This is a genomic window from Aquamicrobium sp. LC103 (assembly GCF_001014615.2).
In the GTDB taxonomy this organism is placed as follows: Bacteria; Pseudomonadota; Alphaproteobacteria; order Rhizobiales; family Rhizobiaceae; genus LBCQ02.
The window spans coordinates 69585-89914 of sequence record NZ_LBCQ02000016.1 but is presented as its reverse complement, the minus strand read 5'-3'; the positions used below and the strand labels follow the sequence as shown (position 1 = coordinate 89914).

Genomic DNA, 20330 nt, shown 5'->3' with positions numbered 1-20330 from the left:
GCCGGCGTTCCGCCAGCCGTTCACCACGGAGGAACGAATGAGCATTCTATCGAAGATGAAGTCGCTCGCCGCGGGCGTCGCGGTGGCAGCGTCGATGAGCGGCGCGGCGTTCGCGCAGGAAAAGATCAATATCGGCTTTACCGGTCCGCTTTCGGGCGGCGCCGCGCTCTACGGGCAGAACACGCTGACCGGCTTGCAGATGGCGGCGGCCGAGATCAACCAGGCGGGCGGCATCGAGGTCGATGGCAAGACCTACAATTTCGAGATCGTCGCGCTCGACGACAAATACGCGCCGAGCGAGGCAGCGGTAAACGCCAAGCGGCTCGCCACGCAATACAATTCGCCGGTGATATTCACCCCGCATTCGGGCGGCGCCTTCGCCCTGCAGGAGTTCAACCAGCAGGACGGCTTCATTCTCGGCGCCTATACCAGCGTGCCGGAAATGACCGAGCGCGGGAACACGCTGACGCTGCGCATTCCGCCCTCCTTCGCGGGCTATGTGGAAACCTTCGTGAAGACCTCGATGGAGCGGTCCGGACCGAAGCTCGCCATGGTCGGCGGCGATCACGACTACGCCAAGGCCTGGGCGGCGCTGTTCAAGCCGGCTTGGGAGGAAGCTGGCGGCGAGATCGTTGCCGAGAACCCGATGTCCTACAACAAGGACACCGACTTCTATTCCGGCGTCAGCCGCGCGCTTGCGGCGAGCCCTGACGTGATGTTCGTCGGCGGCGCCTCCGAGCCCACCGCGCTGGTGATGCGCACTGCGCGCGAGCTCGGCTTCCAGGGCGGCTTCATCATCATGGACCAGGCGAAGCTCGACGAGATCGACCGTGTCATCAACGACATGTCGCAGCTCGAGAACTCCATCGGCGTGATGCCGCTGGTTTCGGACCAGCGCGAAGGCGCCAAGGCCTTTGTCGAACGCTTCACCAAGGAAAACAACGGCAAGATCCCCGGCACCGAGACCTCCTACATGTACACAGCGCTCAACGCGGTGGCCGAGGCCATGAAGCTCGCCGGCTCCGTCGACGATCCCAAGGCGGTCATGGCCAAGCTCAGCGAGGCCTATGGCTCGCTTTCGCCGGAGCGCAATCCCGCCAGCATCGACAGCGTGGACGAAAAGGGCGGCACCAATGCCAGGATCGTCGTCGCCTATGTCGAAGGCGGCGAAATCGTCCCCGTTGACAGCGTCAGCCAGTAAAGCCTATCCGAATCCCGTGTCCGCGGAAGCATCGCGGGCACGGGCAACCGAACGAAGAAATCCCATGAACGGATCGCCGGCCGTCGCCGCCCGTCAGACCCGCCGTTTCGGCGAAAAACGGACGCTCATTCTCGAAGCCGCGGCCAGGCTCTTCAACCAGCACGGGGTCAGGGGAACCACCCTCACCGACGTCGGCGCGGAAGTCGGCCTGCTCACCAATTCGATCAGCTATTATTTCCGCAAGAAGGAAGACCTGGCGGCCGCCTGCTTCCTGCGAACGATCGAAACGATCATACGGACCGCGACAGTCGCCGCCGACCAGGAGATCACCGCCCGGGCACGGCTGCGGCGCTTCCTGACGCTTTATGTTCAACTGCACGCCGAAATCGCCACTGGCTCGCGCGCCGAGCTTTTGTCGTCGAACGATCTGCGCGCGCTTGAAGAGCCGCATGCGAGCGCGGTCTTCGCCAGCTATGTCGACATGTTCCGCAGCATCAGGCAGCTCCTCCTGGCGAACGACATGCCGGAGGTCGAACGCACGGACCTCATTGCCCGCACCCATCTCATCGTATCCGTGGTGCACAGCGTGCAGAACTGGATACGCCGCTACGACCTCGCGGACTATCCCCGCGTCGCCGCGCGGCTCGCCGATATCCTCACCGACGGCATGGGAGAAGGAGCGCGGGACTTTTCCCCTCCGGAGCTCCTGTCCTTTCAAAAGCATGTTTCGTCGGAGGGTGACAGTTCCCGCGAACGCTTCCTGCAGGCGGCGACCTTCCTCATCAACGAGCATGGCTATCGCGGCGCATCGGTGGAGAAGATATCGGCACGGCTGTCGGTCACGAAGGGCTCGTTCTACCATCACAACGAGGACAAGGACGAGTTGGTAGCCGACTGTTTCGAACGTACCTTCTCGCTGATTCACGATGCGCAAAGCGCCGCGATCGATACGGTGCCCGACGGCTGGTCCCGCGCCTGCGGGGCCGTGTCCGCGCTTACCCGCTTCCAGTTCTCTCCGCGTGGGCCGCTGCTGCGCATCGCCGCTCTTTCCGCCATGCCGGAACCGATGCGCCCGAAATGGGTGGCGCGGATGAACCAACTCATGGAACGCTTCGCCGGCATCGTTTCGGACGGCATCGCCGACGGCTCCATGCGCCCTATCGACGCGAGGATCGCCGGGCAACTCCTCTACACGACGTCGAATTCTGCGGCCGAGCTTCACCGGTGGATTTCAACCGAGGATGCGGACGCGGCGATGAAGAGCTATGTCCGGCCGCTGTTTACCGGGCTGTTGCACCCCTGACGGGGTCAGGGCGGCGCAGCCTTCCAAAGCCCGCTCGCACCCATGGTGAGCAAAGGCGTAGCGATCGGCGCAAGGACCGGCAGGTCCGGCCAGGGAGAGGCGGCAACGGCCGCGCGCCAGCGCTCACCCTGCAGCATGGCGAAAAGGGCGGCTTGCGGCTTCAGCCCCGCGCCGTGGAGCAGGCGCAGCACCGCCGCGAGCGACGAGCCGGTGCTGGCCACGTCGTCGATGACGACGAAGCGCCTGCCTTCCAGGAGCGGCAGCATGCGCGGATCGAGATAGAGCCGCTTTTCGCCATTGGGGCTGGTGATCGAGCGCAGCGGCTCCGAGAGCCGCTCGTCGTACCAGAATTTACGCGACGTGCCGAGCGCCACCATGCGCGCGTGGCCGAGACGTCGCGCCACATTGGCCGCGACCGGCAGGCCGAGCGTCGGAACCCCGACGACGATGTCCGGCACGAAACGGCGCGCATCTTCCGCCATGAAGGCGGCGAGCGTATCCTCGACGGCGAAGCTCGCCTGGTTGACAATGAGCGAGGCAACCGCGCGCGCTCCATTGCCCGGGAGAACGCGCACGGGAAGCGCGACGACGCGGCCGTCGGGGAGCGTGGCGGGATAGATCTCGCGATATCCCTCCCGCGTCTCCTCGGCGAAAGAGCCGGGAGAATAGACTTCCTGCCAGAACTGGTGAGGGGACAAAGCCACGGGATTTGCTTTCCGAGGGGTTGCTTTTCGGGGCCAAAAGGCGCGATTTCCAAGTTCATCCTTCTACCCGCGAGACCGGACGAGTCCAGACGTGACAGACGAGAACTTCCTTACTCCCGAGGAAATCGACGAGCTCGTGGCCCTGAGGCGCGACCTGCACGCCCATCCCGAACTCGGCTTCGAGGAGGAACGCACCAGCGCGATCGTGCGGGACTTCCTGAAAGCTGAAGGCATGGAAGTTCACTGCGGGATGGGACGCACCGGCGTGGTCGGAACCCTTCGGATAGGTGAAGGCAACGCGGCGATCGCGCTGCGCGCCGACATGGATGCGCTCGCCATGCCCGAAACCGCGCTCGACCGTTCCTATCGTTCCAAATTCGACGGCAAGATGCACGCCTGCGGCCATGACGGCCATACCGTGATGCTGCTGGGTGCTGCCCGGCTGCTTGCCCGGCGGCGCCGGTTCTCGGGCACCGTCCATTTCATCTTCCAGCCGGCGGAGGAAGGGCGCGGCGGCGCGCAGGCGATGGTCGACGACGGTTTCTTCGAGCGTTTTCCGGTCGATCGCGTCTATGGCCTTCACAACATGCCGGGGCTCGAAATCGGCAAGATCGCCGCGGTCGAAGGCCCGCAGCTTGCCTCGTCCGACCGTTGGGAAGTCGTTTTCAGGGGCGTCGGAACGCATGGCGCCAAGCCGCATCTGGGGCTCGACCCGACGGTCGCGGCCGGCCAGTTCCTGGGTACGATCCAGACCATCGTCTCGAGAAAAACCGATCCCATCGAGGCCGCCGTCGTCTCGGCCTGCGCGATCGCGGCAGGCGATTTCGAGGCGCTCAACGTGATCCCCAACGAAGTGCGGATCGGAGGGACTTCGCGCGCCTACAGCCATGCCGTGCGCGACCAGATCGAGGAAGAGATCGGAAAGATCGCCCGGGGCATCGCGGCCGCCAGCGGCATTGGCTGCGATTATGAATACAGGCGCGGCATGCCGGCGGTCATCAACGAGCAGGATGCGAGCGCACGCGCTCTTGCCGCGGCCCGCGCCGCGCTCGGTGAGGAAAACGCGCTGGCAAGCTTCCCACCTTCGACCGCGGGCGACGATTTCGCCATCTTCTCGACGCGCGTTCCCGGCGCCTATGTGTGGCTCGGCAACGGGCCAGCGGAGGACGGCGCGCTGCACCACAACACCCGCTACGATTTCAATGATGCGGCGATCGTGCCGGGCATACGCTACTGGACGACGCTGGTCGAGCAGGATCTGGCGGGATAGCCGTCGCTTCCGGCACGTCACACATCGGCGACATCGGACCGCCCGTGACCCTAGCCCGCCTTGGCTTCCTTGGCCGCGCCGGGTGCATGTCCCATCACCCGCTTGAAGGCCCGGCTGAACGCGGCCTGCGAGCCGTAGCCGAGACGGTGGGCGGCGGTTTCGATCGGCATCCGGTCGCGCCCGAGCCACTGCGCGGCGAGCCGCATCCTGAGTTCCGTCAGGTACCGTACGGGGGTCATTCCGGTCGTGCTTAGAAAGCGTTCGGCGAAGACCGAACGGGAGCTGCCCATTTCCGCCGCAAGCTCGGCCACGGTCCAGTTCCTGCCCGGATCGCGATGGAGGGCGGCGATGACCCGGCCAAGGCGGGGATCACGCAGGGCCGCGACCCAACCGCTCGCATCGCCGCAGCCGCATTCCACCCAGGCCCGGACCACGAACGCCGAGACGACATCGGCAAGCCTGGCGAGAATTCCAGCGAAACCGGCGCGATCACTCCGGGTCTCGCGCTCCATCGCCTCCAGCATCGGCAGGATTTCCGGGTAGCGTTCGAGAAGCGTACCGACGAACATCACCTCGGGCATCAGCGCGACCAGCGGATGCATGGAGCCAAGGTCGAATTCCATGCAGCCGCTGAAGACCAGCGCATTCGTGGACGGGCATTCCTCGCCCGAACACGACTTGATGGCGCTGACGCCGTTGCAGAGCGTTCTGGCCTCGAAGGCCGCGACGTCGTGGCCGGTGAGGCCCGGCTCGGAGACGAGATCGTGCACGCCGCCGCGTGGAAGAAGCACGGCGTCGCCGGTGTTCATGGCGTGCAGGGTCCCGCCTTCGCCGCGCAGGAACACCGGGCCACGGGCGATGAAGTGAAACTGCGCCCGCCCGTTCACCGTACCGAAGCGCAGCCCGAAGGGCGGCGCAATCTCGATGCGGCGGTAGTCGAGCCCGACGAGACGCATGCCCATGAGCAACTCGCTCACGAGATCGGTGGGGATGGAGCTGGTTTGTCCCCTCGAGCGATTTTCGGACGTTCGATCAAACATTCCGGATTTCGTGACATAGAACGTCTGAAAAGTCCATCCTACTTCTGCTGCACTGCAAAATACTCTTTTTCTCGAAAGGGCTTACGGATGAGCGAATCCTTGAACTGGGCGCAGACGAAGCGGGTGGAGGAGGAACCCGCCTGGGGCGCCGTCGTCGCGATGACGCTCGGCGTGTTCGGCCTGGTGACGGCGGAGTTCCTGCCCGCCAGCCTGCTTACGCCGATGGCGGCGGATCTCGGCATCAGCGAGGGGATGGCGGGACAAACCGTGACGGCGACAGCGGTTGTGGCGCTGCTGACCAGCCTCGTGATCTCCGCCGCAACGCGAAATATAGATCGGCGGCGCGTGCTGCTGGCCTTTTCGATGCTGCTGGTCGGATCGAACCTCATGGTCGCTTTCGCGCCCAGCCTTCCCCTGCTGCTCATCGGACGTGTGCTGCTCGGCATCGCGCTGGGCGGATTCTGGTCGATGTCGGCGGCGACTGCCATGCGGCTCGTGCCGGAGGCGCTGGTGCCGCGGGCGCTGGCGATGATCTTCAGCGGCGTTTCCGCCGCCACGATCCTGGCCGCTCCCGTCGGCAGCTATGTCGGCGAGATCGCCGGCTGGCGCATCGTCTTCCTCATGGCGGCCGGCCTCGGAATGATCGCGCTGATCGTGCAGCTCGCCACGCTTCCGAAAATGACGCCGCATGGCTCCTCCAGCCTGCGGACACTGGCCGAGGTGCTCGGCCGGCCCGGTGTGGGCTTAGGAATGCTCGCGGTCATGCTGGTCTTCACCGGACACTTCGCCTTCTTCACCTATATCCGCCCCTTCCTCGAGACCGTCACGGGCGTCGGCATCGGCGCGGTATCGGCGATCCTTTTGGGATTCGGCATCGCGAATTTCATGGGCACGCTCCTTGCGGGACCAATGATCGAGCGCAGCTTGCGGCTGACGCTGCTGTCCATGCCGCTTCTGATGGGCGTCCTCGGCATTGCCCTCGTCAGCCTCGGCAACACGCCGGTGACGGATGCGGTGATGGTGGCCCTGTGGGGGTTAGCCTTCGGTGCCGTGCCGGTGGCCTGGTCCACCTGGCTTACCCGAACGGTTCCGGATCAGGCGGAAAGCGCCGGCGGCCTGATCGTCGCGGCAATCCAGCTCGCCATCGCAATCGGCGCGGCCGCCGGCGGAGCAATATTCGACATCAGCGGCGCGAGCGGCGTCTTCGGTTCGGCCGGTCTGCTTCTCCTGCTGGCGACCGTGATCATCCTGCTCGGCGTGCGGCCCCGCGCGGCGGTGGCGATGGCCTGAGCCGCGGCGCGCCCTTCGAAGACGCAATGCCTGCCACGATTGCGCCGGCGGCCTCACCCCGACGGGTGGCGTTGCCGGCACGCCATGTCTTCCTTGCGGGGCTCGCGGAACCTACGCGACCTCACCGGAAGTGCCGGCAAAATCGCTCATCCGGTCGCGAACCAGCCGACGTTTCACCTTGCCGAAACCGTCGCGTGGAAGCCGGTCCGTGACGCTCATGCTCTTCGGAACTTCCGCCGGGGCAAGATGCGCGGCGCAATGGGCTTTCAGCTCGCTCAGCTCGATGCGGTTTTTGCCTTCGGACGGCTCGATGACGGCATGCACCCGCTCGCCCCATTCGCGATCGTCCATGCCGACGACGACGACGTCGCGGACATCCGGATGCGCCAGGAGCACGGCCTCGATCTTTTCCGGGTACACCTTGACACCGCCGGTATTGATGACGTCGTCGCGCCGGCCGGCGAGATGGACATAGCCCTCGCCGTCGATCCAGGCCATGTCGCCGATGCTGGTGAAGCCATCGATATCCGTGCGGGCGGTCACGGTGGGGTCGAGATAGCGCGTTCCGCCGTCGCCGGACCAGCGTCGCATGAAAAGCTCGCCGACCTCTCCGGGGGGCAGTTCCTCGCCCTGCGGGCCGCGCACAAGCGCATCGGTCTCGAAGGGCCTGCCCACGGAGCCCGGATGCGACAGCCATTCCCGCCCCGTGATGATGGTCTGGCCGACATTCTCGCCCGAACCGTACATCTCCATGACCCGGTCAGCGCCGAGAATTTCGATCCATGCCTTCTTGAGCCATGCCGGGCAGACGGCGGCCGTGTGGTAGAAAGCCTCGAGCGTCGCGAAGGTGACGCCTGCATTCTCCAGGACGTCCAGCATCCGCACCATCATCGTCGGCACGACCATGACGAACTGAATCCGATATGCGTCGATCGCCCGCAGGGCGCGCAGCGCGTCGAAACGCTCCATGACGACGAGATGATGCCCTTCGAAGAGGCCGAGCTGTGCCCAGGTCAGCGGAGCGTTGTGGGACATCGCTCCGCAGACGAGCTGGTTCTGGTTGGGCCGGAACCGCAGGGTTTTCGCGACATTGCCCCACGGCCGGCCGGGCACGCCGACCCATGGCTGGTCGTCGACCATGAGCTTGGGAATGCCGGTGGACCCGCCGGAAAGCACGATCTTGCCCGGCCGGGAAATCCGGTCCGCCATTTTCGCCCCGGCGGCAAGGCGCTGCAGCGAGAGGAGCTCGCTTCGGCCGAGGAAGAGCCCGTCACCTCTGCCCGCCTCGTCCTCCACGATCCCGCACACCGCCCCGGCCCTTTCGAGCAGGGACAATATCTGCGCCTGCGGCGAGGCGGGATCGAAGGCCATGAGCGTGCAGCCGAGGCGCCAACAGGCCAGAACCGAGGCAATGTGCAGCAGGCCGTTGGCGAGACCGATGCCCACGACCTCGCCTTCGCGAACCGGACGCCGTTGAAGCACATGGGCGACGCGGTCGACCATCGCGTCGAGCCCGGCCCAGGTCACATGCTCGACCGCGCCATCGGCGCCGAGAACGGTGATCGCCGTTTGATCCGGCCGCTCGGCCGCATGCTGCCGCAGGCGGGTCCCGAAATCGACCGGTTCCATGTCTTGGGCAATGGTCATGCTCATATTCCCGGCCATTCTTCGCCACCCCGTTCGGTGCGCTTCCGCCCTGCGGAAATGCGCCGGCCCGCTCAGGCCTCCTCGAAGGAGATCGGATGGGCGCCCTTCCAGAGAACGGCGTTGCCCAGTTCCGGCAGCTTGTCGAGATTCGACGTGAGCGTGATGAAATGATTGCCGGCGAGCTGTCCCATCTTGCTGGAGAAGTCGACGCCGCCATAGGCCAGCAGGATTTCGGTTTCGCTGATACCGCCGGGGTAGAGCAGGATATGGCCGGGCGCCGGATGGCTCGTATGGTTCTCGTAGCCCACGCCGAAATCATGGTCGCCCAGCGGAACCCACACCCCCTCCCCGCTCCAGCGGACGTGAACGATCTGGCTGACGAAGGGCAACGCCTTGCGGAAGGCGGCCACCGTATTCGGCGCCTTGTCTTCCTCGAAACGGGCCGCGAACTCATAAGGGCCCGCCTTGACGGTCAATCCGGACATGTTCTTCCTTTCAACGGGGAGTTACTGGATGAGGCCGGCCATCCGCGGCAACGCCAGGGAAAGCTCGGGAACGAACGTGGTCAGCACCAGAATGGCCATCATCGCCGCAAAAGGCATCAGCAGCTTGCGCGCCACCTTGATGACCGGACGGTTGGCAACGCTCGCGGCCACGAAAAGGGAAATTCCGTAGGGCGGCGTGACCGTTCCGATCGCGCAGTTGAGCACGATCACGAGGGCGAAGTGGATCGGATCGATCCCGTAGTCGAGCGCGATCGGCATGAGCACGGGGACGACGATCAGGATCGCTGCGATCGTCTCCAGGAACATGCCTATGATCAGGAAAAGCACGTTCACTATGATCAGGAAGACCAGCGGATCGGAGGATAGATCGCGGATCCAGTTGCCGAGCAGCGTCGGCACGTTCGCATTGGCGACCAGCCAGGCGAACACGCTCGCGGTGCCGATGATCAGCATGACGGCGGCCGACAGGGAAGCCGCGCGCAGGATGAGCTGCGGCAAATGCGAGACCTTCAATTCGCGATAGACGAACATGCCGACGATCAGGCCGTAGAAGGCCGACACCGCGGCCGCCTCGGTCGGGGTGAAGGCGCCGCCGAGAATGCCGCCGAGGATCAGAAGCGGCATGCCGAAGGCCGGCAGCGCCTGATATGTCGTGCGGCCGAGTCGCGCCAAGGTGAACGGCTCCGTCTCGCGATATTGAGGGCCGCCCCGCTTGGCGTGAACATAGGCGGCGATCATGATGGCGGCGATGCACAGTAGGCCGGGCACCACGCCGGACAGGAAGAGAGCACCGATCGACAGATTGGCCACGACGGCCACGATCACCATGGTGAGGCTCGGTGGGATGACCTGGGCGAGCGACCCCGCACAGGCGATGACGGCCGCGCCGAAATCGACGTCGTAGCGCCGGCGCTTGAGCTGCGGCTGCATGATCGACGAGATCGCCGCCGTGTCGGCGGAGCCCGAGCCGGAAATGGCGGCCAGACCCGCCGCCGCGACGCAAGCGACGAGCAGCAGGCTGCCGGTCACCCAGCCGATCAGGGCGGACGAGAAATTGACGATCCGCTTCGAAATGCCTCCCGCATCCATGATGATGCCGGCGAAGACGAAAAACGGAATCGCCATCAGGGTGAAGGAATTGAGCCCGGCGAAGACCCGCTGGCTGACGATCGCCACCGGAACCTCGGTCGTCGTCACGAGCGCGATGACGGCGGATGCGCCGAGAACGAAAACGACGGGGACGCCGAGGAGCAGAAGCAGAAGGAAGCAACCCAATATCACGGCCATTATGCTGCCTCCTCTTCAAAGTCCGACTGATTTGCGGCGAACGGATCGTCCCAGCGTTCAACGATGGAGACGACAAGCTCCAGCGCGACATAGGCCGCGCCGACCGGCAGGCACAGATACATCACCCACATCGGCAGTTGCATCGCGGACGACGTCTGCATTATTCCCAGGCGCAGCAGGGGCACGCTCCCGTAAGCGAGAACGCACAGAAAACCGATGGTAACCAGGACGATCAATATGCTTGCCGCGCGCGCCAGCGGCAGGGGCAATTGCGCGGGCAGGAAATCGATCGCCACATGCTGATGCCGCGCCATGGCGATGCCCGAACCGAGCATCACCAGCCAGATTTGACTGAATGTCGCGATCTCGGCGGCGCCGGCAATGGAATAGTTGAAGACATAGCGCCCGCCGACCTGCACCAGGACGGCGATCATCATCAGCGAGAACAGCAATATGACGATCGCCGACATCGCCTTGCGCAAGGCATGGATACACGTACTCAGGGCATTCATGGCCACAGACATCGATCCGAACTCCTGAAAAGCAGCGGCCGGATGTCGAGGACATCCGGCCCGTTCTCTGTCACTTCACGTCCTTGAGAAGCTCGACAAGGCGCTTCTGTTCGTCGGTCGTGATGTAGGTGGAGTAGATCTTGTCGGCTTCCGCGCGGAAGGGCGCGATGTCCGGCTTGGTCACGTTGACCCCGGCCTTGACCAATTCTTCGTAGAGCTTGGCATCGCTCTCGCGGTAGGCTTGCCGCTGGTAGGTTGCGGCCTCGACCCCGGCTTCCATGAGAGCGTTCTGAACGTCTTCGGGCAGCGACTGGAAACGCGCCTCGCCCATGATGACCGGCGCCACGAGCTCCAGCCATCCGACGATCGCCCAGTTCGGCGCCACCTCATAGAATTTCTTGGAATAGTAGTTGGTGTTCGCGGCTTCGGCACCGTCCACGACGCCCGTCTCGAGCGCTCCGTAGAGTTCGCTGTAGGCCAGCGGAGTCGGGTTCGCGCCGAAGTCCTTGAACGCCGCCAGATGGGCGGGATTCTGCATGGTGCGGATCTTCATGCCGGCGAGGTCTTCCATCGAGGCGACCGGCTTCTTGGTCATGATGTGGCGCGTGCCGGCCGAGAAGAAGCCGATCAGGCGAAAGCCCTGCTTGCCGAGCACTTCGTTGACATAGTCCCGGACTTCCGACGCGCTCAGCGCGTGGTCCATCTGCTCGGCATTCTCGAAAAGGAACGGCATGCTGAGCACGCCCATGTCGGGCGTGAAGTTGACGAGCGTCTCGTTGGCCGTCACCGCAATGTCGATCGTGCCGATCTGGGTTCCCTGGATGCTTTCCATCTCATCGCCGAGCTGCGCATTCGGAAATACCTTGATTTCGGCCTTGCCGCCGGTTTTCTCGGCAAGGAGCTCGCTCATGCGCACCATGCCGAGATTGTAGGGCTCGTCGGCATTGGCGTTGTGGCTTGCCTTCAGCGTCACTTCCGCGGCCTCGGCGACGGATGCCAGCGACGCGACCGACATGAGCATTGCAACGAACATCGATTTCATAGTCATGATGCATTCCCCTTTGGTGGCTGTTTTTACTTTTATTGGTGTTACGGAACGGGCGAATCCGGCATCGTCCTCAACTGGCCGCGATCAATCCCATTCCGTCGAGAACCTGCCTGAGTGAAGCCGTCTTCGTCTCCGGAAGCGGCAGTCGCGGCGGACGTGGCGAGCCGACCGGCTGCCCGATCATCGCGAGTGCCGCCTTGGTCGCGGAGACGTAGAGATCGCCGCTCAGCGCCTGCAGCAGCGGCAGAATGCGATGATAGAGCTGTCGGCCCGCCTCGCCGTCGCCCTCGTCGACCGTCAGCTTGAAGAGCTGGGTGGAAAGCGCGGGCGCGATGTTGGAGAAGACCGAGACGTAGCCCTGCGCGCCGACCCGGTAGCTCTCCCAGGCATCGTAGCCCGCAAAGACGATGATGCGGTCGCCGCACAGTCGAATGATGTCCATGGTTCTCGAGACGCTGCCGCTCGACTCCTTGATGTAGGAGATATTGTCGATCTCTGACAGCCGGGCGACCAGCGACGCGCTCAGGTCGACATTGGCGGTGTTGGGATTGTTGTAGACCATGACGGGGATGGAAAGCGCCTCGCCTATGCGGCGGTAGTGCACGAACAGCTCCTCGTCCGTGGGCGACGAATAATAGGGCGGCACGACCATGACGCCGTCGGCGCCAAGCTCCTCGGCCTCCCGGCTCAGCGAGACCGCCTCGTCCGTCCATTCCGCGGCCGTGCCGACGATGACGGGCACGCGCCCGCGCGCCTGGTCGATCACCGTCGCGGCCACCAGCCTGCGCTCCTCGCGCGTCAACGACAGGAACTCGCCGGTACTGCCCAGCGGAATGAGCCCCTGCACCCCCTGCTCGATCTGCCAGTCGACAAAGGCGCGCAATCGCGGCTCATCGACCCGCAGGGCTTCGTCGAACGGCGTCACCATGACGGTATAGCTGCCCCGGAAGGTGGCCATCGGTGGTTCCTCTTTCCTTGCGGCGACCGCAGATCCGTCCGCCGCCGATATGATCCAAAATATGCAAATTAGGTTGACATTTGATCAGCTCGAATGTCAACTGCCAATTAAGCTGAAATGCGTTCGAAATATGCATTTCGAAATTTGCCAGTTTTTTGACCAGGAGAAGCCATGCCGTTTTTGGAGGTTTTTGATTTCGAGGCCACCCCGCGACAGCGGCGCCGCGCGACGGAATTGATGACCGAAGCCCTTTGCGAGGCCTATGACATCGCACCGGATATCGTGTCGGCCTATTTCTTCGACATTGGCGCGAACAGCTATGCTCACCGTGGAATTCATGGCTATTCGGCTGAAATGAAAAGGATATTCGTGAAAGTACACGCGTTCCGACGCTCAGTGGATCTGCGTCGCACGGCGGCGCGACTGCTGACGGATGCGTTCGTCGCGGCCTACGACGTGCCGCCGAAATCGGTCGTGATCTATTTCTTCGATCGAGAGCCCGACGAAGCAGCGCACGCCGGCGCGCTTGCCGACGCATAGACTTCATATTTGATCAAATACTAATCACAAAAGCCACCAGAGAGGCAGTCATGGACTACTTTTTGACCGAGGAGCAGAGGATGCTGCGCGACAGCGTCCGGCGCTTCTCCGACGAGGCCGTAGCCCCCGCGGCGAGCGCGATCGATCGCGACGACGTGTTTCCGAGGCAGCTCTACAGGGAAATGGCGGCGCTCGGGCTGTTCGGTGTGTCGCTGGCCCCGGAGGCGGGCGGCAGCGGGCTCGACACGACCACGGCATGCCTCGTCATGGAAGAGATCGCGCGGGGCTCCGGGACGCTCGGCAATGCTTACGCCATCCCCGTCGAAGCCGCGCATTTCCTCAACGAGCACGGCAACGAGTTTCACAAGGGCCTGATTCCCGGAATCCTGAGCGGCGACATCATTCCCGCCACCGCGGCAACCGAGCCGGATTGCGGTTCCGACGTGGCCGCGATGAGCACGGTCGCGGAACGGGACGGCGACGACTACGTCATCACCGGCACCAAGGCGTGGGTGACCTTCGGGCGCATCGCCGACTTCGTCGTCGTCTTCGCCAAGACCGACCGGAATGCCGGCCACAAGGGGATAAGCTGCATTCTCGTCGAGGCCGACCGCAAGGGCGTGACGCTGGGCAAGTCGGAGGAGCTTCTCGGCATGCACGGGCTGGAGGATTGCCAGATCAGCTTCGATGCCGTGCGCGTGCCGGTCCGAAATCGCATCGGCCCGGAAAACGACGCCTTCAAGATGGCGATGGGCAATTTCAATTTCTCCCGGCTGATGATGTCCTCCATGGCGCTCGGCATGGCGCAGGCGGCCATGGAGGACGCCATCGCCTATGCCAAGGGCCGCAGGCAGTTCGGCTCCGAGATCATCAAGTTCCAGGCGATCCAGTTCATGCTGGCGGACATGTCGAAGGACATCGCCGCCTCCAGGCTGCTGATCCATCATGCGGCGAGGTTGCACGACGCCGGCCGTTCCATCGCCAAGGAAGCCGCCCACGCCAAGCTGTTCACGACGGACATGGCCATGCAGCACATTTCCAATGCGCTGCAGATCCACGGCGGCAACGGCTACTCCAGGGAGTACCGCATCGAACGGCTGTTCCGCGACGTGCGCCTTTCGCAGATCTATGAGGGCACGAACCAGATCCAGCGCCTGATCATCGCCCGCCAGCTCGAAAAAGAATACGCCTGAGGACGCACGCATGGTCAGTTTCATCACGCCCGACGAAGCCGCCGCCCTCGTGCGCGACGGCGACATTCTCGTCGTCGGAGGCAATGGCGGCACCGGCGTTCCGGAAACCGTTCTGGAGAGCCTGGAAAAACGCTTCCTGGCGGAGGCGCACCCCGCGGGCCTGACGCTCCTCCACGTCACCGGCATCGGTGCCGTCACCGAGAAGGGCCTGTGCCAGCTGGCTCACGAAAATCTCGTCACCCGCGTCTTCGGCAGCAATTTCGGCCTGCAGCTTCCCTTCATGAAGCTGATCGTCGAGGAGCACATGGAGGGCTACAACTTCCCCCAGGGCGTGATGACGCAGATGTTCCGCGCCATGGCCGCCAAGCAGCCGGGCGTCGTCACCCATGTCGGCCTTCACACCTATATCGACCCGCGCCAGGAAGGCGGGAGGATGAACGCGCGCACGCGAACGCCGATGATCGAGCTCGTCGAGCTCGCCGACCGGGAATGGCTCTTCTACCGCGCGCCCACCCCGAATATCGCCTTTCTGAGGGGCACGAGCGTCGATGAGGACGGCTACGTCTCCATGGAGCACGAAGCCACGACGCGCGAGGATCTGTCGATCGCCCAGGCCGTCCACAATGCCGGCGGCACGGTGGTCTGCCAGGTGAAACGGCAGGTGAAGCGCGGCACCCTCAACCCGCAGCTGGTGAAGATCCCGGGCTTCCTGATCGACCACTTCGTGCTCGCTCCGGACCAGATGCAGACCTATACGACAGCCTACGATCCGAGCCGCAGCGGCGAGACGCGCATGCCGATCTCCGCGCTGAAACCGGATCCGCTGACGGAGAAGCGGGTCATAGCGCGCCGCGCGGCGCTGGCGCTGCGCCCGGGCGACGTGGTCAATCTCGGCGTCGGCATATCCGCCATGATCCCGAACGTCGTCGCCGAGGAAGGCATCGAGGACATCATGACGCTCACGGTCGAGGCGGGCGTCATCGGCGGCGTGCCCGGCTATGCGCGGGAATTCGGCACCGCCTACAATCCCAGGGCCATCATCGACCAGCCCTACCAGTTCGATTTCTATGACGGCGGCGGCCTCACCTGCGCCTTCCTGTCCTTCGCGGAGGTCGACGGCGACGGCAACGTCAACGTGACGCGCTTCGGCGACCGCTACGACGGCGCGGGCGGCTTCATCGACATCACCCAGAACGCGCGGCGCCTTGTGTTCAGCGGCACGCTGACCGGAGGCGGGCTCGACATTGCGGTCGGCGACGGTCGGCTGACGATCCGCCGCGAGGGAAAGTTTCGGAAATTCGTTCCGGCCGTCGGCCAGGTCAGCTTCAACGGCCGCCTTGCGCGTGAGAAAGGCCAGGACGTCACCTTCGTTTCCGAGCGCGCGGTCTTCCGGCTCGAGGGCGACGGCCTCGTGCTCACCGAAATCGCGCCGGGCGTCCGTCTGCAGGAAGACATCCTCGATCAGATCTCCTTCGCGCCGCGCATCTCCCGGGATCTGAGGCTGATGGATGCGAAACTTTTCATGGAAGGCCCCATGGGCCTCGGCGGGATGCTTGCCGCAACCATAGGAGCAACACGATGAAACACATCTCCCTCGATGGCGTGACCGTCGCCACAGTGCTCACCTTCGACGAAGATCTCGCCATCGACTGGAAGAGCTATGAGCGGCTTCTCGCCTATTGCACGACGCCGCGTGGCATCAACGCGGTCTTCGTCAACGGCCATGCCGGCGAAGGCGCGACGCTTTCCGCTGAAGAGCGCGTCGAGATCCTGAAGCGCACCCGCGCCTTCATCGGCGAGAAGCGACCGCTCCTGACCGGCATAATCGCCTACTCCACCGACGACGCCGTCAGGCAGGCCCGAGAAGCGCAGGAGCACGGCGCCGACGTCGCGGTCGTCTTTCCGATGCCGCAATTCGCGGCCGGCGCTTCCGGCGATCCCCGCTACGTGGTGGACCTCGTCGACCGGATACTGGATGCCGTCGACATTCCGGTCTCGATCTTCCAGCAGTCGGTGGCGTCGGGCAATGGCTTCGCCACGTCCGTCCTCGTCGAGCTCTGCAAGCGGGAACGGGTGATCGCCGTGAAGGAGGGCAGCGCCGACATCGCCCTCTACGAGGACAATCTCCGCAGGATCAAGGCCGCCCGGCCGGACGTCGCCATCCTCGCGTCCAACTATCACTGGCTCTTCGCGCAGATGGCGACCGGCGCCGACGGCATATTGTCGGGCATGGCCAGCATGATCCCGCATCTCCTGGCCGAGTTATGGGAGGCGACGCTGGCGGAGGACCTCAAGGTGATGCGCGCGATCAACGACCGCCTCTATCCGGTCGTGCGCACGATCTACGGCGCGCCGCCGCTGATCGACATGCACACCAGGCTCAAGATCGGCCTGCGGCATCTCGGCGTCATCGCGAGCGCCCGGCCACGGCCGCCGCTTCTGCCGGTGCCCGCCGATACCACCCGCCTGATCGCCCAAGCCGTCGATCGGGCCGGCCTCCGGCAATATGTCTGAAAAGCCCCGGCCGCACCGCGAGACGACGACACCAGTGCCAAAATCAGAGAGAGCCATGCCAACCAAGCCGCGAGAGGCCTTCATCGACCTCTTTTATGAAGACGTGGTCATAGGCGACGAAATCGTCACCGACATTCACCACGTGACGATGGACGACGTGCTGACCTTCGGGAGGGTCACGCGCGACCAGCACCCGCTGCACACCGACGAGGAATACTGCCGCAGGACGACGTTCGGACGTCCCATCGCCCACGGTTTGTTCGGCCTCGCCCTCATCGAGGGTCTCAAATCCGAACTCAAGCTCTACGAGAACACTTCCGTCGCCTCGCTTGGCTGGGACAAGGTGAGGTTCCGGGCGCCGATCTTTCCGGGCGACAGCCTGCGCGTCAGGGTCGTGTTCGACAGCAAGCGCGAAAGCCGGAACGGCAGCGGCATCGTCATCGAGAAGACGGAGCTGATCAACCAGGACGATCTCGTGGTGATCGGTGCCGAGCATGCGGCGATGGTCAGGAAGCGCAACGCCGCGTCCTGACCCGGCACGTCGGGAATGTCGCGCGACGGGCCAAGCTTGACACCCGTCGGCGATTTTGGACACCTGCTTGCGGGCAGGCCAGTTTGGGAAGGCTGCGGAGCGCAATGAGCGCGCCGCCGCCATAAGGCAGTCGGAACGAAAGAATGGCAACTCAGGCGCGTCGCACCAGAACGAACGGAGGCCGCGAGCAGAGCAGCGAGGATCTGTCCTCGACCTCGGTCGAACAGGCGACCGGCATGATCCGGCAAGCAATCCTGTCCGGACAATACGGCCCCGGCGAGCGGCTCAAGGTCGCCGAGCTTTCCAGCCAGTTCGGCTTCAGCCCGATGCCGTTGCGGGAGGCCCTGCGCAAGCTCGAGGGCGAGGGGCTGATCGAGATCGAGCCTAACCGGGGCGCCACGGTCAGGCGGCTTGATCGGCATTTCGTCGAGGATCTGTTCGAGATCAACACGGAATTGCGCGTCTTTGCTCTCAGGCGCGGCATCAGGATGATGACGCTTGAAAAGATCGACGTGCTGGAAGCGATCGCCACCGCCTTCGAGGAGGCGATCGCGCGCAACGATCTTGAAACCGGATTGACGCTCAATCGAGAGTTTCACGCCAAGATCGTAGAGATCGGCGGCAACTTCGAAGCTCACCGCATATTCCTGCGCGGTTGGGAACTCATCGGCGCCTTCCGTCGCCGTTTCGGCTATGGCGAGGGCCGGCAATCGGGGCTGGCACGGGAAAAGCGCATGCTAATCGATGCGATCAGGCGCCAGGACCTGCAACTCGCCGAAGCGATCATCCGCATGCAGCATGCCGCGGCGACCGAGGACATGTTGCATCGCTTTCGCGAAGATGAACGGTGATGCGGCAAAACTGAAATCCGCGCCAAGCGGCAAGGACGTCACGACCGCGCCAATACCGGTTTCACGCTTCCGGAAAGCTCAGGCCGCGGCCTGCTTGAGCGTTTCGCGCGCTATGATGAGTTGCTGGATCTGCGAGGTACCCTCGTAGATGCGGAAAAGCCGCACGTCGCGATAGAACCGTTCCACCGCATATTCGGCCATGTAGCCGGCGCCGCCATGGATCTGCACCGCGCGATCGGCCACGCGGCCGACCATTTCCGACGCGAAATATTTGGCGCAGGCGGCATCGAGCGTGACGTCATCCCCCCGATCGCGCTTGCGGGCCGCTTCGAGCACGAGGCAATGCGCCGCGCTGGTTTCGGTGCGGCTGTCGGCGATCATCGCCTGGACGAGCTGGAAATCCGCGATCGCCTTGCCGAACTGCTTGCGCTCGAGCGCGTAGCGGCAGGATTCCTCTATGAGGCGTTCCGCGATCCCGACGCACAGCGCCGCGATGTGAAGCCGGCCCTTGTCGAGCACGCGCATGGCCGTTCGGAAGCCGTTGCCCTCGACACCGCCCAGAAGCGCGCTTGCGGGAACGCGGCAATCGTCGAAGATCACGTCGCAGGTGAGCGCGCCCTGCTGGCCCATCTTCTTGTCAGGCTCGCCGAGAACGAGACCGGACGTCCCCTTCTCGACCAGGAAGCACGAGATCGCATCGCCGGAGCGTCCCTCGCCCGTGCGGGCGATCACCGTGAAGAGGTCGGCCACCGGGGCATTGGTGATGAAGCGCTTCGTGCCGTTGATGACGTAGTGGTCGCCCTCGCGCCGCGCGCTCGTGCGGATCGACATGGCGTCGGATCCGGCGTCGGGCTCGGTCAGGCAAAAGGATCCTATGATCTCGCCGGAGGCGAGGCGAGGCAGATATTCGTCCTTCTGCTCGGCCGTGCCGGATAGGACGATGGACTGGGAGCCTATGCCGATATTTGTGCCGGCGATCGAGCGGAATGCCGGCGAGGTGCGTCCGAGTTCGAAGACGACGCGCACCTCCTCCTCCATGGAAAGGCCGAGCCCGCCGAACTCCTCCGATATCGAGAGGCCGAACAGGCCCAGTTCCCGCATCCCCGCGACGACGTCGTCGGGTATCGCGTTCCGTTCCGAAATCTCGCGTTCGAGAGGGACCAGCCGCTCGGCCACGAACCGGCGAACCGTATCGAGAAGCATGTCGAATGTCGCCGCATCCAGGGCCATCGTCTTTTCTGCCTTTCCGTGAAAAATCAGCGTTCGAGCGCGAGGAGCTCGACATATTCGAGGGCGATCTCTTCCGCCGTCTTTCCGCCCGAGGGCTGAAACCAGCGGACCATCCAGCTCAGCATCGAAAGTATGGCGCGGGCGGTCACCACGGGATCGACCTGGCGGAACGCTCCGGTCTCCACGCCCTCGCTGACGATGTCGCGAAGAAGCTGCTCGTAGCGCCTGCGAAGCACGAGCGAATCCTCGCGGAACTCCGTGTTCTTCATCCCGCCGAACCCAACCAGCATGGTGACGAAGCCGTCGCGGTGACCGGCGAAATACCGGGCATGGCCGACCATGAATCGGCGCAGCTTTTCGCAAGGGCCGGTCGTATCGGCCAGCGCCTCCTCCACATTGGCGACGAGGCCGGTGAGGGTTTCCAGGATCACCGCGTCGAACAGGTCCTGCTTGGATGAATAATAGTGGTAGATCGCCGGCTTGGTGAGCCCCAGCCTTGCTGCAAGCTCCGAAAGGGAGCTGGTTTCGTACCCCTGCTCGGCGAAGAGCGCGGCAGCCTCCGCCAGTATGCGGGCGCGCGCGTCGTCGAGCTTCGGCGGCCGCCCGAGGCGCACGCTCGCGTCAGGATTGGAACTGGACGGGCTCCTTGTCATGCGATATTTATATACTGACTGGTCGGAAAGTAAATGGGCGCTTCCCGATCC

Annotated in this window: 20 protein-coding genes; 10 read left to right on the top strand and 10 right to left on the bottom strand. The window is 64.2% G+C overall.

Features of this window, described 5'->3' with window-relative positions; all coding sequences use genetic code 11:
* Positions 1-37 precede the first annotated feature (37 nt).
* Positions 38-1201 (top strand): ABC transporter substrate-binding protein, encoded by a 1164-nt coding sequence (locus XW59_RS26320; protein ID WP_052958494.1) that lies wholly within the window; start codon positions 38-40, stop codon positions 1199-1201.
* Between the two features lie 64 nt (positions 1202-1265).
* Complete coding sequence (locus tag XW59_RS26315; RefSeq protein ID WP_047148379.1) at positions 1266-2504, top strand: TetR/AcrR family transcriptional regulator; 1239 nt, start codon at positions 1266-1268, stop codon at positions 2502-2504.
* Between the two features lie 5 nt (positions 2505-2509).
* Here XW59_RS26315 and XW59_RS26310 read toward each other — a convergent pair whose 3' ends face one another.
* A complete protein-coding gene (locus tag XW59_RS26310; RefSeq protein ID WP_206077759.1) occupies positions 2510-3202 on the bottom strand; it encodes a phosphoribosyltransferase in 693 nt (230 codons plus the stop codon).
* Between the two features lie 97 nt (positions 3203-3299).
* On the opposite strand from XW59_RS26310, the gene XW59_RS26305 reads away from it, so the two are divergent.
* On the top strand, positions 3300-4478 hold the full coding sequence (locus XW59_RS26305; RefSeq protein ID WP_047148377.1) for an amidohydrolase: 1179 nt from the start codon (positions 3300-3302) through the stop codon (positions 4476-4478).
* A 50-nt stretch (positions 4479-4528) separates the two neighbouring features.
* On the opposite strand, the gene XW59_RS26300 is transcribed toward XW59_RS26305, so the two are convergent.
* Positions 4529-5518, bottom strand: coding sequence for an AraC family transcriptional regulator (locus XW59_RS26300; protein WP_047148376.1), 990 nt, complete (start codon positions 5516-5518; stop codon positions 4529-4531).
* Positions 5519-5605: 87 nt separating this feature from the next.
* Here XW59_RS26300 and XW59_RS26295 point away from each other — a divergent pair, with 87 nt between their 5' ends.
* Entirely contained in the window at positions 5606-6808 is a 1203-nt protein-coding gene (locus tag XW59_RS26295; RefSeq protein ID WP_047148375.1) for an MFS transporter, read from the top strand.
* A 111-nt stretch (positions 6809-6919) separates the two neighbouring features.
* Here XW59_RS26295 and XW59_RS26290 read toward each other — a convergent pair whose 3' ends face one another.
* The 6 genes from XW59_RS26290 to dapA all read right to left on the bottom strand — a co-directional run bounded on the left by XW59_RS26290 (position 6920) and on the right by dapA (position 12766).
* Positions 6920-8455, bottom strand: a complete 1536-nt coding sequence (locus XW59_RS26290) for an AMP-binding protein (protein ID WP_206077756.1) — start codon at positions 8453-8455, stop codon at positions 6920-6922.
* A gap of 71 nt (positions 8456-8526) precedes the next feature.
* The gene (locus tag XW59_RS26285) at positions 8527-8940 is read right to left on the bottom strand and encodes a DUF3830 family protein (protein WP_047148373.1); all 414 of its coding nucleotides are present in this window, start codon (positions 8938-8940) and stop codon (positions 8527-8529) included.
* A gap of 21 nt (positions 8941-8961) precedes the next feature.
* Positions 8962-10248 (bottom strand): TRAP transporter large permease, encoded by a 1287-nt coding sequence (locus XW59_RS26280; protein WP_047148372.1) that lies wholly within the window; start codon positions 10246-10248, stop codon positions 8962-8964.
* Complete coding sequence (locus tag XW59_RS26275) at positions 10248-10772, bottom strand: TRAP transporter small permease (protein ID WP_047148371.1); 525 nt, start codon at positions 10770-10772, stop codon at positions 10248-10250. Before XW59_RS26275 ends, XW59_RS26280 begins: the two co-directional genes overlap by 1 nt.
* Positions 10773-10830: 58 nt before the next feature.
* Positions 10831-11808 (bottom strand): TRAP transporter substrate-binding protein, encoded by a 978-nt coding sequence (locus XW59_RS26270; protein ID WP_047148370.1) that lies wholly within the window; start codon positions 11806-11808, stop codon positions 10831-10833.
* 70 nt (positions 11809-11878) lie between these two features.
* Entirely contained in the window at positions 11879-12766 is an 888-nt protein-coding gene (gene dapA / locus XW59_RS26265) for a 4-hydroxy-tetrahydrodipicolinate synthase (RefSeq protein ID WP_047148369.1), read from the bottom strand.
* 171 nt (positions 12767-12937) lie between these two features.
* Between dapA and XW59_RS29550 the strand changes: the two genes are divergently transcribed.
* The 6 genes from XW59_RS29550 to XW59_RS26235 all read left to right on the top strand — a co-directional run bounded on the left by XW59_RS29550 (position 12938) and on the right by XW59_RS26235 (position 18396).
* Positions 12938-13306 (top strand): hypothetical protein, encoded by a 369-nt coding sequence (locus tag XW59_RS29550; protein ID WP_047148368.1) that lies wholly within the window; start codon positions 12938-12940, stop codon positions 13304-13306.
* 50 nt (positions 13307-13356) lie between these two features.
* On the top strand, positions 13357-14499 hold the full coding sequence (locus XW59_RS26255; RefSeq protein ID WP_047148367.1) for an acyl-CoA dehydrogenase family protein: 1143 nt from the start codon (positions 13357-13359) through the stop codon (positions 14497-14499).
* 10 nt (positions 14500-14509) lie between these two features.
* Positions 14510-16081 carry a CoA-transferase gene (locus XW59_RS26250; RefSeq protein WP_047148366.1) on the top strand — a complete coding sequence of 524 codons (1572 nt, stop codon included), beginning with the start codon at positions 14510-14512 and terminating at the stop codon, positions 16079-16081.
* Positions 16078-17013, top strand: coding sequence for a dihydrodipicolinate synthase family protein (locus tag XW59_RS26245; protein WP_047148365.1), 936 nt, complete (start codon positions 16078-16080; stop codon positions 17011-17013). Before XW59_RS26250 ends, XW59_RS26245 begins: the two co-directional genes overlap by 4 nt.
* 55 nt (positions 17014-17068) lie before the next feature.
* Positions 17069-17545, top strand: a complete 477-nt coding sequence (locus tag XW59_RS26240; RefSeq protein WP_047148364.1) for a MaoC family dehydratase — start codon at positions 17069-17071, stop codon at positions 17543-17545.
* A gap of 143 nt (positions 17546-17688) precedes the next feature.
* Positions 17689-18396 (top strand): GntR family transcriptional regulator, encoded by a 708-nt coding sequence (locus tag XW59_RS26235; protein ID WP_052958490.1) that lies wholly within the window; start codon positions 17689-17691, stop codon positions 18394-18396.
* 78 nt (positions 18397-18474) lie between these two features.
* Here XW59_RS26235 and XW59_RS26230 read toward each other — a convergent pair whose 3' ends face one another.
* A complete protein-coding gene (locus tag XW59_RS26230) occupies positions 18475-19626 on the bottom strand; it encodes an acyl-CoA dehydrogenase family protein (protein WP_047148363.1) in 1152 nt (383 codons plus the stop codon).
* 26 nt (positions 19627-19652) lie between these two features.
* Positions 19653-20279, bottom strand: a complete 627-nt coding sequence (locus XW59_RS26225) for a TetR/AcrR family transcriptional regulator (RefSeq protein ID WP_047148362.1) — start codon at positions 20277-20279, stop codon at positions 19653-19655.
* Positions 20280-20330 lie beyond the last annotated feature (51 nt).

Excerpts from the sequence above, each read along its gene's own strand:
- XW59_RS26300 (WP_047148376.1), bottom strand. The coding sequence starts at position 5,518 with ATGTTTGATCGAACGTCCGAAAATCGCTCGAGGGGACAAACCAGCTCC.
- XW59_RS26285 (WP_047148373.1), bottom strand. The coding sequence starts at position 8,940 with ATGTCCGGATTGACCGTCAAGGCGGGCCCTTATGAGTTCGCGGCCCGT.
- XW59_RS26240 (WP_047148364.1), top strand. The coding sequence starts at position 17,069 with ATGCCAACCAAGCCGCGAGAGGCCTTCATCGACCTCTTTTATGAAGAC.
- XW59_RS26280 (WP_047148372.1), bottom strand. The coding sequence starts at position 10,248 with ATGGCCGTGATATTGGGTTGCTTCCTTCTGCTTCTGCTCCTCGGCGTC.
- dapA (WP_047148369.1), bottom strand. The coding sequence starts at position 12,766 with ATGGCCACCTTCCGGGGCAGCTATACCGTCATGGTGACGCCGTTCGAC.
- XW59_RS26230 (WP_047148363.1), bottom strand. The coding sequence starts at position 19,626 with ATGGCCCTGGATGCGGCGACATTCGACATGCTTCTCGATACGGTTCGC.
- XW59_RS26245 (WP_047148365.1), top strand. The coding sequence starts at position 16,078 with ATGAAACACATCTCCCTCGATGGCGTGACCGTCGCCACAGTGCTCACC.
- XW59_RS26315 (WP_047148379.1), top strand. The coding sequence starts at position 1,266 with ATGAACGGATCGCCGGCCGTCGCCGCCCGTCAGACCCGCCGTTTCGGC.
- XW59_RS26290 (WP_206077756.1), bottom strand. The coding sequence starts at position 8,455 with ATGACCATTGCCCAAGACATGGAACCGGTCGATTTCGGGACCCGCCTG.
- XW59_RS26320 (WP_052958494.1), top strand. The coding sequence starts at position 38 with ATGAGCATTCTATCGAAGATGAAGTCGCTCGCCGCGGGCGTCGCGGTG.
- XW59_RS26275 (WP_047148371.1), bottom strand. The coding sequence starts at position 10,772 with ATGTCTGTGGCCATGAATGCCCTGAGTACGTGTATCCATGCCTTGCGC.
- XW59_RS29550 (WP_047148368.1), top strand. The coding sequence starts at position 12,938 with ATGCCGTTTTTGGAGGTTTTTGATTTCGAGGCCACCCCGCGACAGCGG.
- XW59_RS26270 (WP_047148370.1), bottom strand. The coding sequence starts at position 11,808 with ATGACTATGAAATCGATGTTCGTTGCAATGCTCATGTCGGTCGCGTCG.
- XW59_RS26250 (WP_047148366.1), top strand. The coding sequence starts at position 14,510 with ATGGTCAGTTTCATCACGCCCGACGAAGCCGCCGCCCTCGTGCGCGAC.
- XW59_RS26255 (WP_047148367.1), top strand. The coding sequence starts at position 13,357 with ATGGACTACTTTTTGACCGAGGAGCAGAGGATGCTGCGCGACAGCGTC.
- XW59_RS26295 (WP_047148375.1), top strand. The coding sequence starts at position 5,606 with ATGAGCGAATCCTTGAACTGGGCGCAGACGAAGCGGGTGGAGGAGGAA.
- XW59_RS26235 (WP_052958490.1), top strand. The coding sequence starts at position 17,689 with ATGGCAACTCAGGCGCGTCGCACCAGAACGAACGGAGGCCGCGAGCAG.
- XW59_RS26225 (WP_047148362.1), bottom strand. The coding sequence starts at position 20,279 with ATGACAAGGAGCCCGTCCAGTTCCAATCCTGACGCGAGCGTGCGCCTC.